The sequence below is a fragment of the Actinoplanes subtropicus genome, from assembly GCF_000721705.1.
GTDB classification, from domain to species: Bacteria; Actinomycetota; Actinomycetes; order Mycobacteriales; family Micromonosporaceae; genus Actinoplanes; species Actinoplanes subtropicus.
On sequence record NZ_JOJL01000027.1, the window covers coordinates 74,633 to 87,713 of the forward strand.

At 73.3% G+C, this 13,081-nt stretch carries 11 protein-coding genes and 1 pseudogene; 5 read left to right on the plus strand and 7 right to left on the minus strand.

The annotated features are described in order from the left end of the window. Positions 1 to 27: 27 nt before the first annotated feature. The 3 genes from IH26_RS0133795 to IH26_RS63335 are packed head-to-tail and all read right to left on the minus strand — an operon-like array spanning position 28 to position 5,248. Positions 28 to 519, minus strand: a complete 492-nt coding sequence (locus IH26_RS0133795) for a hypothetical protein (RefSeq protein ID WP_030440327.1) — start codon at positions 517 to 519, stop codon at positions 28 to 30. A gap of 9 nt (positions 520 to 528) precedes the next feature. Then, positions 529 to 2,787 carry a putative bifunctional diguanylate cyclase/phosphodiesterase gene (locus IH26_RS0133800; protein WP_245665755.1) on the minus strand — a complete coding sequence of 753 codons (2,259 nt, stop codon included), beginning with the start codon at positions 2,785 to 2,787 and terminating at the stop codon, positions 529 to 531. 40 nt (positions 2,788 to 2,827) lie between these two features. Next, positions 2,828 to 5,248: a putative bifunctional diguanylate cyclase/phosphodiesterase gene (locus tag IH26_RS63335; RefSeq protein ID WP_245665757.1), complete on the minus strand. Its 2,421-nt coding sequence runs from the start codon at positions 5,246 to 5,248 to the stop codon at positions 2,828 to 2,830. A 371-nt stretch (positions 5,249 to 5,619) separates the two neighbouring features. Here IH26_RS63335 and IH26_RS60245 point away from each other — a divergent pair, with 371 nt between their 5' ends. From IH26_RS60245 to IH26_RS64690, 3 genes are all read left to right on the plus strand, one after another. Continuing rightward, positions 5,620 to 6,057, plus strand: a complete 438-nt coding sequence (locus IH26_RS60245; protein WP_157437517.1) for a hypothetical protein — start codon at positions 5,620 to 5,622, stop codon at positions 6,055 to 6,057. 134 nt (positions 6,058 to 6,191) lie between these two features. Beyond that, entirely contained in the window at positions 6,192 to 6,602 is a 411-nt protein-coding gene (locus IH26_RS60250; protein ID WP_157437518.1) for a hypothetical protein, read from the plus strand. 62 nt (positions 6,603 to 6,664) lie between these two features. Continuing rightward, entirely contained in the window at positions 6,665 to 7,048 is a 384-nt protein-coding gene (locus IH26_RS64690; protein ID WP_425394419.1) for an Hpt domain-containing protein, read from the plus strand. A gap of 578 nt (positions 7,049 to 7,626) precedes the next feature. Here the strand turns inward: IH26_RS64690 and IH26_RS64695 are convergent. The 4 genes and pseudogenes from IH26_RS64695 to IH26_RS0133835 all read right to left on the minus strand — a co-directional run. After that, positions 7,627 to 8,355, minus strand: a pseudogene (locus IH26_RS64695) (response regulator); the annotation flags it as partial. 31 nt (positions 8,356 to 8,386) lie between these two features. Then, entirely contained in the window at positions 8,387 to 9,016 is a 630-nt protein-coding gene (locus IH26_RS0133825; RefSeq protein ID WP_051808984.1) for a pyridoxamine 5'-phosphate oxidase family protein, read from the minus strand. Positions 9,017 to 9,072: 56 nt separating this feature from the next. Next, the gene (locus IH26_RS0133830) at positions 9,073 to 9,489 is read right to left on the minus strand and encodes a response regulator (RefSeq protein ID WP_030440331.1); all 417 of its coding nucleotides are present in this window, start codon (positions 9,487 to 9,489) and stop codon (positions 9,073 to 9,075) included. After that, positions 9,480 to 10,370: an SAM-dependent methyltransferase gene (locus IH26_RS0133835; RefSeq protein WP_169789861.1), complete on the minus strand. Its 891-nt coding sequence runs from the start codon at positions 10,368 to 10,370 to the stop codon at positions 9,480 to 9,482. The genes IH26_RS0133830 and IH26_RS0133835 overlap by 10 nt, the downstream gene beginning before the upstream one ends. Positions 10,371 to 10,457: 87 nt before the next feature. Here IH26_RS0133835 and IH26_RS0133840 point away from each other — a divergent pair, with 87 nt between their 5' ends. Then, entirely contained in the window at positions 10,458 to 12,425 is a 1,968-nt protein-coding gene (locus tag IH26_RS0133840; RefSeq protein ID WP_030440333.1) for a hybrid sensor histidine kinase/response regulator, read from the plus strand. After that, the gene (locus IH26_RS0133845) at positions 12,422 to 13,078 is read left to right on the plus strand and encodes an aspartate/glutamate racemase family protein (RefSeq protein ID WP_030440334.1); all 657 of its coding nucleotides are present in this window, start codon (positions 12,422 to 12,424) and stop codon (positions 13,076 to 13,078) included. Before IH26_RS0133840 ends, IH26_RS0133845 begins: the two co-directional genes overlap by 4 nt. Positions 13,079 to 13,081 lie beyond the last annotated feature (3 nt).

The window sequence follows — 13,081 nt, forward strand, 5'->3', positions numbered from 1 at the left end:
CGACCACCGCGAGCGGGACATGAGAGTTCACTCCCAGGGCAACTCCGCCTCCTCGGTGATCTCGAGCACCGTCGAGTGGCGCGGGGCGGGCAGGTCGGTGACCGTGTGCCAGCCGCCCCTCGCCTTCGCCGCCTCCCGCGTCACCAGATGCACCGGCAGCGGCGGCGGGCGGAACGGCCCGTTGCCCCAGCGCACCCAGATCGCCAGGCGCCCCGCGGCGGCCTCGGCCAGGAGCTTGTCGACCGTACGCTGCCGGTCCAGCCGGTCCACCTCGACCGCGATCGGCTGCGCCCCGCCCGGGCGCGCGCAGGCGACATCCAGCACGGAATGGCCGTTCAGCGGCGCCGGCAGCGGAAAGACGCTCGGGGCACGCCGGTAGACCCGCCAGCCCCGCGATTCACCCCACCGGGCGACGGCGTCGACGATCCGGGCCGTGGCCTTGTCCTCGGGCAGGTCGGTGAAGTGCAGCTCGCGCAGCCAGGCCGCGAGCGACCCGGCGGTGCTGGTGCCGTCGTCCATCGCCGTACCCTATGCCGCCACCGCCCGCTGGGCCGCGAGCAGCTGATGGAAGTCCTCGGCCGGCATCGGGCGGGCCAGGTGGTAGCCCTGGCCGAGGGTGTAGCCGAGCGCCCGCAGCCGCTCGGCCTGGGTGGCGTCCTCGATGCCCTCGGCGACCGTGTCGAGGCCGAGCGCGCCGGCCATCTGGATCACCGCGCGGGCCACCGCCTGCCGGGCCGCGGCCTCGGGAGTGCCCTGCTCGCCCTCCTCGATGCCGTCGACGAACGACTTGTCCAGCTTGACGATCGAGGCGGGGAACGCGCGCAGCAGCGACAGCGAGGACTCGCCGGTGCCGAAGTCGTCGAGCGCGAGCCGGATGCCCATGTCGTGCAGCCGGTGCAGGGTGTCCAGCACCTGCGGGCCGCGCAGCACCGCCGACTCGGTCAGCTCCAGCACCACCCGGTCGCTGGGCAGGCCGCTCTCGGCCAGCGCCCGCCGCACGTCGCCGAGAAAATCAGGATCATGAAGCTGCCGTACGGAAACGTTCGGCCCCACCTTCTGCAACGCGTCCGGGCCGAACTCGGCCAGCCACGCCGCCACCTGGCGGAAGGTCTCGCGCAGCACGAACCGGCCCAGCGGCACGATCAGCCCGGTGCTCTCGGCGGCCGGGATGAACTCGGCCGGCGAGACCAGCCCGCGGGCCGGGTGCCGCCAGCGGACCAGCGCCTCGACCCCGATCACCCGGTAGGTGGCCAGCTCCATGATCGGCTGGTAGACGACGAAGAACTCGTCGTTGTCCAGCGCCCGGCGCAGCTCGCCGCCGAGCCGGGCGTGGCCGACCACCGGCAGCTCCATGCCCTCGTGGTAGCGCACCCAGTTGGCCTTGCCGCGCTGCTTGGCCGCGTACATGGCGACGTCCGCGTCGCGCAGCACGGTGTCCAGCGGGGTGCCGGCCGCCGCCGAGGCGACCCCGATGCTGGCCCGGACGAGCAACTGGTGGGCGCTCATCGGGCCGGCGAAGCCGTCGAGGACCCGCTGGGCCACGGCTTCCCCGTCGATCGTGGGGTCGTCGACGAGCACGGCGAACTCGTCCCCGCCCAGGCGTACGGGAAGGCCATCGGAACCGATCGCGGAGCGCAGGATGCCCGCCACCGCGAGCAGCAGGTGGTCGCCGACCTCGTGGCCCAGCGAGTCGTTGACGGTCTTGAAGTCGTCCAGGTCGACCAGCAGCACCGTGGCGTCACCGGCGGACAGCGCCGCGGCCAGCCGGTCGCGGAACAGGCCCCGGTTGGCCAGGCCGGTCAGGCCGTCGTGGGTGACCTCGTGGCGCAGCCGCTCCTCGGAGGCACGCTTCTCCCGCAGCAGCCGCGAGTTATCCCGCATCGCGAAGAACTGGCGGACCGCGACCAGCGCGTTGACCAGCACGGCGACCACGATGTCGAGCCGCCCGGCGAGGGTCAGCTGGTGGTGCGGCAGCTGGGCGAGCAGCGGCGCGTCGGCGGCCGCGACCGCGAGGTAGGGCAGCCAGGTGTTGGGCCGCCGCGGCCGGGCGCCGGTCGAGGCCCCCTGCCGGCGGACCGCGACGGCGGCCAGCAGCGGCGCGATCGGCAGGACCACGGCCTGGGCCGGTACGACGCTACCGGCGCCGCCGGTGACCGCGAGCAGCGCGACGCCGGCGCCGACCAGTCCGGTCATCCCGATCAGCCGGATCGCCACCCGGTCGACCGGGCCGCCGGCGATGTACGAGACCTTGGTGATCCCGCCGACGGCCAGCACGAACGAGAGGCCGAGAAGCACCAGCGTCTGGGTGCTCCAGCCGTCCGGCGAATTGATCATCGGGCCGAGGCCGAAGGTGAACAGCGGGCTGGCGCAGCCGAACAGCGCGATCGACCGATCCAGCCACTGCCGCCGGCGCTGGGCGCGGTTGGTGATGCCCAGCGGCACCCGGGCGACGCCCCACATGGCGGTCAGGAAGGCGGCGCCGGCCAGGACCGCGGCCGGGATCGGCATGGTGGGCAGCACGCTGGTGTCCCGGAAGGCGGCGCCGGCCAGGACCGCGTAGCCGGCCGAGAGCAGGGCGAACGCGACGAGCACGAGGCGCCAGAAGCGGCGGGCCACCGGGTCCAGCGACACATCGCGGATCAGCCGGTGAACCGCGTGCGCGGCGATCGCGGCGCCGGCCGGCAGGGCGAGGTAGGCGATGGCAGCCGGGCCGAGCGGTGCGCCCAGCGCCCACGCGGCGTACCAGGCCGACCAGACGAGCCAGATCGCCGCTGCTGAAGTCACCACCTGGTAACCATCGGCGGGCCGGGGCCGGGTCATGAGACTTCTACGCCGCGTCGGCGTCGTCCTGCTGCCCGGCCAGCATCCGGGTGACCTGGTCCGGGTGCATCGGCTCGGCCAGGTGGAAGCCCTGGCCCAGGGAATAGCCCAGGGCGCGCAGCCGCTCGGCCTGCTCCTCGTTCTCGATGCCCTCGGCGACGGTGTCCAGCTCGAGGGCGCCGGCCATCTGGATGACGGCGCGGGCGACGGCCTGCCGGGCGGCCGCCTCCGGGGTGTCCGGCTCGTCCAGTTCGATGCCGTCGACGAACGACTTGTCCAGCTTGACGATCGAGGCCGGGAACGCGCGCAGCAACGACAGCGAGGACTCGCCGGTGCCGAAGTCGTCGAGGGCCAGGCGTACGCCCAGCTTGTGCAGTTCGTGCAGGGTGCGGGAGACCTGCTGGCCGCGCAGGACGGCCGATTCGGTCAGCTCCAGGACCAGCAGCTCGCCGGGGAGGCCGCTGTCGGCCAGGGCGGCGCGTACGTCATCGACGAAGTCGGGGTCGTGAAGTTGACGGGCCGAGACGTTCGGGCCGGCCTTCTGCAGCACCTCCGGGCCGAACTCGGCCAGCCAGGCGGCGGCCTGCCGGCAGGTCTCGCGCAGCACGAACCGGCCCAGCGGCACGATCAGCCCGGTCCGCTCGGCGACCGGGATGAAGTCGGCGGGCGAGATGACCCCGCGGGTCGGGTGCTGCCAGCGGACCAGCGCCTCGACCCCGATCACCTGGTTGCGGTGCAGGTCGACGAGCGGCTGGTAGACCACGCGGAACTCACCGGCCGCCAGGCCCCGGCGCAGGTCGGCGCCGAGCTGGGCGTCGGCGGTCAGCGGCCGTTCCATGCCGGGTACGAAGCGGACCCAGTTGTCCTTGCCGCGCTGCTTGGCGGTGTAGAGGGCGGTGTCGGCGTCGCGGAGGAGGTGGTCGAGGGGGGTGCCGGCGGGGGCGGTGGCGAGGCCGGCGCTGGCGTGGATGAGGAGGCGGTGCTCGCTGAGGGAGCCGTCCAGGACGGCGACGATCCGTGCGATCAGCTCGTCGCCGTCTACGGCGCTTTCGCCGGTTTCGCCGCGGGCGCCACCCTCACCACGGGCGCCACCGTCGGCGCCGTCGGCGCGGTCGGCGCGGTCGGCGCGGTCGGCGCGGTCGGCGCGGTCGGCGCGGTCGGCGCGGTCGGCGCGGTCGGCGCGGTCGGCGACCAGGATGGCGAACTCGTCGCCGCCGAGCCGGGCCGGCAGGCCGTCGTCGCCGACCGCCTCGCGCAGCCCCTCGGCCACCGCGACCAGCAGATCGTCGCCGATGTTGTGGCCGAGCGAGTCGTTGACCGCCTTGAAGTCGTCCAGGTCGACCAGGATCACGGTGGCCGGCCCGCTCTCGAGGGCGGCGGCGAGCCGATCCCGGAACAGGGCCCGGTTGGCCAGCCCGGTCAGCGAGTCGTGGGTGGCGTCGTAGCGGAGCTGCTTCTGGGCCGCACGCTGCGCGCGGATCAGCCGCCGGTTCTCCCGGTGGCCCAGGAATTGGCGCAGCGAGGCGAGCAGCGTGACCGCCACGGCGAGCAGCACGACCATCCGGCCCGGCCACTTCATCGGACCGAACACGGTGGCGACCAGCGGCACGTCGACGGCGACCACTGCGAGGTAGGGCACCCAGGCCTCACGCCGCGGCCGGGCGCCGGTGCTGCGCCACTGCCGGGACACGGCCATCGTGACCAGCAGCGGGCCGAGCGGAATGATCAGTGCCTGCCCCGGGGTCGCGGCACGCTGCCCGGCGTGACCGGCGACCATCGCGTACGCCCCGGCCACGAGCCCCGAGCAGGCGACCAGGCGTACCGAGACCCGATCGACCGGCCCGCCCGGCACGTAGGCGACCCGGGCGATCCCCACCGCGCTCAGCACGAGGGCCAGCGCCACCGTCACCTTGCTCCGCAACGGCCACGAGTCGTCCGCCTCGACCAACGGCTGCAGCGCGGCGAACCAGAGCAGGGTGAAGCACCCGTAGAACGCGATCAGGCAGTCCAGCAACCGCTTCCAGCGCTCACCCGGAACGGTCTCCCCGAGCGGCACGAAGCAGACGGCGAAGATCGCGCCCAGCAGCCCTCCGGCCGGCAACAGCGAAACCCAGACCGGCGGTTTCGGCATGGCCGGGTAGGCGGCGAAGGCGTACGCGGCCATGACAGCCCGGCTGATCGCCACCGACGCCTCGAGCAGAAGGATCAGCACCCAGAACCGACGGGCCGGCCGCGGCATGGGGACGCCCCGCAGCAACGCGACGATGGCGACAGCACCGATCCCCGCGGTGATCGGCCCACCCAGGTAGGCGGGGAGCGAGGGGCCGCCGACCGTCACGAAGGCCAGGTACCAGAGCATCGACAGCCCCGCGACGGCGGCCGAGGCCAGCACGAAGCGGCGGGGCGTGGACCACCGACGGTCGCTCATGCCGCAGGAATCGGCCGTGGCTCGGGTCACTGTAGGACTTGTTGATCGCTTGTCCGCACCCTCTTCGCCGGTCGGGGCGAGCGCGCTCGCCTCCTGCCGATCTCGCGCACGGCCGGGCTCCGCACGAGTCATCGCTATTCCCGGTCGCGAACGGAATCCGTTTCGATCTCCATTCTGGTATAAGCATGATTGGCATGATCGAATGGCCCTCCGGGCTTACCACCGCATTCCCGTTGGTGCCACAATTGAGGCATGGCACAGCTGACGCTCTTCACCAGGGAACAATTGTCCGGAATGCGCGACCGCACCAAGTCGCGCCGCTATTCACCAGAGGCAGAAGCCTTCCGCCGCGAGCACGAGCGGCACCGCGCATGGGGCTTGGCCCAGCGCCACGCCCAGAAGCTACGCCGCGCCCGCGAGGCCACCGATCCCCCACCACCTGCTTCACCGCGGACACCGCCCACACCAGCAACGCCCCCACCACCAACGGCCACACCAGCAACGCCCACACCAGCAACGCCCACACCAGCAACGCCCACACCAGCAACGCCCACGCCAGCAACAGCCACACCAGCAACGCCCCCACCACCAACGGCCACACCAGCAACAGCCACACCAGCAACAGCCACACCGGCAACAGCCACACCAGCAGCCCCGATGCCGCCACCGCCCGAGCGGTCATCGCCCGAGCCGTCATCGCCCCCACCAGCAACGCCGCGCTCGCGGTCGGCGTGTCCACCTGCCAGCGCGGCCCGAGCCCGCCACGACCCGCACCACAAATAGCGCATGCGCATTTAGTCGAACTCTGAAGAAATGATCAGAATTGACTCCCAGCCTTCCCCGCCAATCCGATGCGGCACAGACTACCGCGTTTTTCTGGCCGCGACCAACCGCAATACCCGGCCGCCAATTCGCGGTGGGTCGCCAGCCTCTGCAGGGAGAATTGGAGGCTGGGCAAAGGTACTCGGCGCTGGGCAAAGGCGCCCAGCGCCGGGCGTGGCGCGCGGCGGCGGGCCGGGTGCGCGGCGGCGGGCCGGGTGCGCGGCGGCGGGCCGGGTGCGCGGCGGCGGGCCGGGTGCGCGGCGGCGGGCGGGGCGTGCGCCGAGTCGGCTGGGTGCGCGGCGGGCCGGCTGGGCGCGGCGGCGGGCCGGGTGCGCGGCGGCGGGCCGGGTGCGCGGCGGCGGGCGGGGCGTGCGCCGAGCCGGCTGGGCGCGGCGGCGGGCCGGGTGCGCGGCGGCGGGCCGGGTGCGCGGCGGCGGGCCGGGTGCGCGGCGGCGGGCGGGGCGTGCGCGACCTGCTGCGCGGCGGGCGGGCGGGGTCGCCGCAGCCGGGCGGGGGTGTTCGACGGCGGTGACCGGCCGGTGGTGTCTGGGCGATATGGCAGCGGGCCGGGCTGGGCGGGCGCAGGATGGGAGCATGGAGGTGAGCACCCGGGAGGGGGAGATCCGGGCGCGGCTGGTCGACATCGGTGGGGACGAGCCGGGGCCCGCGGAGCGGGCGCTGTTGGCTCGGCTGATCCGGTCGTTTGCCGGGAAGGTGCCGGGCAAGGTCGATCGGCTCGCGGAGTTGCTTCGTGGGGGCGATCCGGAGGCGGTCCGGGATCACGCGCATGGGCTGAAGGGGTCGGCGGCCAACATCGGGGCCGACACGTTGTCCGGGATCTTTGCCGAGGTGGAGCAGTCTGCCCGGGACGGGGTGATCCCGGACGCCGACATGACGCTGGGGCGGATCTGTGCCGAGCAGGCCCTGGTGCTGGGTCTGCTCGACGAGCTCGCCCGGGAGATGGAGTCCAGCCCGTAGCCGGCGCGGGCTCGGGCTGCTCGGCAACCCGCCCAGACGCGAGCCGCCCAGACGCGAGCCGTTCGGCGGCCGGCTCGTGGGTTGCATGCCGCTCGGGCGGGGCCGCTCGGTAGCCGGCCAGGGCGCGCGCCGCTCGAATGCGGGTCGCTCGAATGCGGGCCGCACGAGCGCGGGCCACACGAGCGCGGGCCACACGAGCGCGGGCCACACGAGCGCGGGCCACACGAGCGCGGGCCACACGAGCGCGGGCCACACGAGCGCACCAGGCCGTTGGCGGCGACGATGTCCTCCGCCACGCGCATGCCTACCTCGAGGTCGGCTACTCGGAGGCCGCGGACCTTGTCGGTGGCCACCTGGACGACGCCCTTGATGTCGCGCAGGGTCGCCAGCACGGGCAGGGCGCTGTGGTCGCGGCTCTCCAGGACCGCGATCGCGCTCTCCACGTCGATGCCGCGGCTCTCCAGCGTCTCGTAGTCGATGGCGGTCCGGACCACGTCGATCGCGGCCTCGATCAGCGGCGACACCGGCTGTGCCGACTCCGGACGGCCCGCTGGGGGCAGGCCGCGGACGATCTCCACCACGTCTTCGAGGTTGGGGATGCCTTGCAGGAGCTTCACCGCCACGCCGGGCATGGCGTCGATCATTGCCTGCTCGTCCTCGGTGCAGGACATGCCCTTGTCCAGCTTCCGCAGCACGCTCGGCGGGATCGTCACCGCGCCCAGCTGGGACGCCATCGCGGCCACCTCGATCTCCCAGAGGGAGTCGAGTTGGAGCGCCGTGCAGAGTTCGGCCACCAGGGTGCGGATCCGGCCCGCGCGGGCGAAAGCGGCGGGGCTGGCCAGCTCCAGACAGCCGAAGAGGGCCTGGATGCTGGACTTCAGCGTGGTGTCCAGCAGGTGCCGCTCGGTGGTGGACCGGCCGTGCCGTTCGACCGCATCCTGGACGGCGGCGCGCAGCTCGTCCGTCTGCACCGGCTTGGCCAGGTAGCGGTAGACGCCGCCGTCGTTGATCGCGGCGATCGCGGCGTTCAGGTCGCTCTGGGCGGTGTGCAGCACCCGGGTGGTGTCGGGGTATTCGAGCTGGATGCGGCGGAGCAGTTCCACGCCGTCCATGCCGGGCATGCGCAGGTCACTGATCACCGCCGCCACCGGGCCGGTGTCGGCGAGCGCGAGCAGGCGCAGCGCGTCGTCGCCGCTCTCGGCGGTCAGCACCCGGTGGTCGCGGCGCAGCTGCAGCGCGAGCGTCTCGAGGATGGCCGACTCGTCGTCGACCAGCAGCACGGTCGAACGTCCCTGCTCGTTACTCATGTCCTGCTGTTCGGACGACGGGCGTTTCCGGTTAGTGCTTTCCGCGCGAGACGGGCCGGCCCGTGCGGCTCGCGATGTGCGGGGGCGGGTCGATGCCGGCCGGCAGCAGCGCGTCGGCGACCGGGGCACCCCAGGTCGCCACCACCGGGAGGCGACCCGCCCAGAGGCCGAGCGCCGCGTCGGGCCCGTCGCCGTCGGTGGGATCGCCGTCACTGACCTTGACCGATGCCTCGGTCAGCGGCAGGGCGAGCAGCCGGGTCGCCGCCAGCTCTTTGCGGGACGGGCGGCGGGCGTAGTCCCACTGGCCCGGCGCCGCATGCTCGGTGAGCAGCCGCAGGCCGTACAGCAGATCCTCGGGGTCGGTGATCGGCTGCGGGACACCGTAGATCATGGCGCTGCGGTAGTTGACGCCGTGTTCGAAGACCGAGCGGGCCAGGATCAGGCCGTCCAGCACCGTCACCGTCACGCAGACCGTGGGATCCGCGCCGGTCAGGCTGCGGCTGGCCACCGACCCGTGCAGGAAGATGCGCGAACTGTCGAAGCCGTAGACCGTGGGCACCACCATCGGATGGCCGTCGACCAGCACGCCCAGGTGCGCGACCAGCCCGGCCGCCAGCACCGCCTGCAGGTCGGCCGGGTCGGTGCGGCCGTTCTCCTTCATCCGGCGGTGGCGGGTACGCGGCGTCGAGGAAAGCACCCGCCCACTCTAAAGAAGCGCTACACCGAAACCGGCTGGTGGACCGGGCAGCTGGCGCCGTGATGGGCGTGCGGCCCCCGGTCGATCAGCTCCTGCACCACCGCGCGCAGCTTGTCGTTCGGGCAGGGCTTGAGCAGCACCGCGCACACCCCGGCCGAGATCGGCTCGTGGTCCCCCGGGTGCAGATGGCCGCTCAGCATCACGATCGGTGTGTCCGCCAGGTCGGGGTGCCCGCGGATCGCGCGGGTCAGTTCGAGCCCGTCCATCCGGGGCATGCCGAGGTCGGTGAGCACCACGTCGGGGCGATCGACCGCCGCGCGTTCGAACGCCGCCGTGCCGTCCGGCTCGTGCCGGACGCTGTGTCCGGCCCGGGTGAGCAACCTGGTGAGGATCGCCGCGATGTCCTGGTCGTCCTCGGCGACGAGTACTACGGCCATGTCCGCTCCGGCACGCTGATGGCTGACAAGTTCCCATCAGCATGCGCCCGGCGAGTCCGCGATGCAGCGGTTTCCCCCAAGCCCGGCTTGACCGCCGCGCCCACGATGATCTCCCCTCGCGACGGTCGCGGATCCGGCGCCGGGTCCCGCGAGGGCCGCCAGTCCGCCGCCGCCGTCACCCCGGGCGGCAGCAGCGTCCAGTCGCCGAACAGTGCCCGGAACTCGTCCCGCGACCGCAACATCATCGGCGACGTGGTGTGGTTGTAGATCCGCAGGATCTGCTTGGCGTGCGGCGACTCGTCCTCCTCGCACGCGTGCGACATGACCAGCCAGCTGCCCGGCGCCAGCGCCTCCCGATAGCGCTCCAGCGCGCGACCCAGCCGTTCGGTGTCCGGGATGAAATGCGCGACCGCCACCGCCAGCAGACAAACCGGAAGATCAAAATCAAGCGCTTGCCGTACGCCCGGGGCCGTCAGCACCTCGTCCGCGTCGGTCAGGTCGGCCAGCACCGCGGCCTGCCCCGGGTCGTCCGCCGCCACCCGCCGCGAGTGCACGACCGCGACCGGGTCGAGGTCCACCGACACGATCCGGCAGTCCGGCCGCACCGCCCGGGCCACCTCGGGCACCGACCCGGCCGCCGGGATCCCGGCCCCCAGGTCGAGGAACTGGTTCAGCCCGGCGGTGGCGGCCTCGGCGACCGCCCGGCGCAGGAACGCCCGCCCCGTCCGCACCACCACCGGCAGGTCGGGCATGGCCTCCAGCGCGACCGCGGCCGCCTGCCGGTCGGCCGCGAAGTTGTGCGTCCCGCCGAGGTAGTAGTCGTACACCCGGGCGCCGCTGGGTCGCTGCGGGTCGACCTCCGGCACCGCCTGCGCACCCACCCACATCCCCCCGTCGTCCCTGCCCCTTCCCCGAGCGTAGAGAAACCCCCGCCCGACCCGTACGGAATCGATAATGTAGGTCCAGTTATGGGGCAAACGCGCGGTATTCGGGAGCGGTCACCGACCGATGACCTGCTGCGGGCGATGATTCACTCCTCGCACGACGCGATCTTCGCGGTCGACCGGGACTTCGTCGTGCGCATGTGGAACCCCGCCGCCGAGGCCCTGTTCGGCTACCCGGCCGAGGAGATCGTCGGGCACAGCGTGGACGTGCTGATCCCCGCCGACCGCCGCGCCGACCAGCGCGAGATGCTCCTGCTGATGGAGGCCGGCGCCCGGCTCGAGCGGTTCCGCAGCCGCCGCCGGCACCGCGACGGGCACTGGCTGCAGGTCACCCTCACCATGTCGCCGCTGTGCGACGAGTCCGGCGCGATGACCGGCTACACGGTGATCGCCCGCGCGGTCAGCACCCGGGAACGGCTGGAGTCCAGTTTCCAGGCCCTGCTCGAGGCCGCGCCGGACGCGTTCCTCGGGGTCGGCGACGACGGCCGGGTGGCGATGGCCAACACCCAGGCCGAGACCCTGTTCGGGCTGCCCCGGCACGGCCTGATCGGCAAGGAGATCGACAAGCTGCTCACCCCGCCGCTGGCCGGCGACGTCCCGCTCTCCGAGGACGACCCGCACGGCCCGCGGGCGACCGCGCACCGCAACGACGGGACGGCCGTGCCGGTCGAGGTCACCATGAGCATCCTGCCGACCGACGACGGGCGGGTCCGCTGCGCGGTGGTCCGGGACATCACCGAACGCGTACGGGCGCAGGAAAGGTTTTCGCAGTTGCAGGCCGAGGCGGAGCGCGCGCACGTCGAGGCCCAGCTGCAGCGCACCCAGCGCCTGGAGGGCCTGGGCCAGCTGGCCGGCGGGGTGGCGCACGACTTCAACAACCTGATCGCCGTGATCAGCAACTACGCCACGTTCATCGCCGAGACCGCCGCCGAGAACCAGCCGGCCGAGAATGCGCTCGCCGAGATCGCCGCCGACGCCGCGCAGATCACCAAGGCCGCCCAGCGCGGCGCCGACCTGACCCACCAGCTGCTCGCGTTCGCCCGGCGGGAGGTGGTGCGCCCGCGTCCGCTGAGCCTCAACGACGTGGTCACCGACATCGAGCAGATGCTGCGCCGGTCGATCGGCGAGCACATCACCCTGGACGTACGCCTGGAGTCGGGTCTTCCCTCGATCACGGCCGACCCGGGGCAGCTGGACCAGGTGCTGGTGAACCTCGCGGTCAACGCCCGGGACGCGATGCCCCGCGGCGGCACGCTCACCATCGAGACCGGCGGCCTGACCGTGGACCGGGACTACGCGGCCGCCCGCCCGCACCTGCGCACCGGCCGCTACGTGCGGCTGCGGGTCAGCGACACCGGCACCGGCATGCCGCCCGAGGTGATCGAGCGCGCGTTCGAGCCGTTCTACACCACGAAACCGGCCGGCAAGGGCACCGGCCTCGGCCTGGCCACCGTGTACGGGATCATCACGGCGGCCGGCGGCGATCTCGGCATCTACTCCGAACCCGGCCTCGGCACCACCTTCACCATCCTGATGCCGACCACCGACGCCGAGCCGGCCGCCCCGGACGAGCCCGCCGAGCCACCGCCCCCGGACTGCCGGCACGGCACGATCCTCGCGGTCGAGGACGAGCCGGCCCTGCGCGACGTGCTGCGCCGCGTCCTGGCCGGCGCCGGGCACGAGGTGCTGATCGCCGCCGACGGCCCGGCCGCGCTGAGCCTCGCCCAGCAGCATCCCGGGCCGATCGACGTGCTGCTCACCGACGTGGTGATGCCGCACATGCTGGGCCGGGACCTGGCCGAACGGTTCCTGGCCCTGTCCCCCGGCACGTCCGTGCTGTTCATGTCCGGCTACGCCCGGCCGGCCCTCGACTCGCAGGGCACCCTCGACCCGGACGTCACGCTGGTGGAGAAGCCGTTCTCGAAGTCCCAGCTGCTGGCGGCCGTGCAGCGCGCCCTGGAGCATCCTCGCATGTGCGATTCTGGGTCGTGACCACGATCGGGTTCCTGCACACCGCCGACGCTCATGTGGCGACGTTCCGCCGGCTGCGCGAGGAGCTCGCGCCCGGCTGGCAGGACCTGCACGTGGTCGATCCGGCGCTGCTGGCCGGCGCCCGGCGGGAGGGGATCACCGCCGAGCTGGCCGGGCGGATCGACGCCCGGCTGCACGAGCTGGCCGACCGGGGCGCCGACGTGATCGTCTGCACCTGTTCGTCGCTGGGCGGGCACGCCGAGCTGCGTACGGCCGATCTCGGGGTGCCGGTGCTGCGGGCCGACCGGCCGATGGCCGAGGCCGCGGTGGCCGCCGGCCGCCGGATCGGGGTGGTGGCGACCGTCGACTCGACCCTCGGACCGACCCGGGCGCTGCTGGGCGACGCCGCCGCGCGGGCCGGGCGGCAGGTGGAGCTGGTCGAGGTGCGCTGCCCGGAGGCGTTCGCCCTGTTCGAGGCGGGCGACTTCACCGCGTACGCGCAAATGGTCGCGCAGCGAGCGCGAGCGGCGGCACCCGGGCTGGATGTCCTCGTGCTCGCCCAGCCCAGCGCCGCGCCCGCCGCGCCCCTGCTGAGCGATCTACCGATCCCGGTGCTGACCAGCCCCCGGACCGCGGTGTCACGTGCGATCGCGGAGGCTGGTCCCGTACTGTGAGGC

Coding starts and splice junctions, on each gene's coding strand:
- IH26_RS0133795 (WP_030440327.1), bottom strand. CDS start 519: ATGGACGACGGCACCAGCACCGCCGGGTCGCTCGCGGCCTGGCTGCGC.
- IH26_RS63335 (WP_245665757.1), bottom strand. CDS start 5,248: ATGAGCGACCGTCGGTGGTCCACGCCCCGCCGCTTCGTGCTGGCCTCG.
- IH26_RS60245 (WP_157437517.1), top strand. CDS start 5,620: ATGGGGCTTGGCCCAGCGCCACGCCCAGAAGCTACGCCGCGCCCGCGA.
- IH26_RS64690 (WP_425394419.1), top strand. CDS start 6,665: ATGGAGGTGAGCACCCGGGAGGGGGAGATCCGGGCGCGGCTGGTCGAC.
- IH26_RS0133825 (WP_051808984.1), bottom strand. CDS start 9,016: ATGAAGGAGAACGGCCGCACCGACCCGGCCGACCTGCAGGCGGTGCTG.
- IH26_RS0133830 (WP_030440331.1), bottom strand. CDS start 9,489: ATGGCCGTAGTACTCGTCGCCGAGGACGACCAGGACATCGCGGCGATC.
- IH26_RS0133840 (WP_030440333.1), top strand. CDS start 10,458: ATGGGGCAAACGCGCGGTATTCGGGAGCGGTCACCGACCGATGACCTG.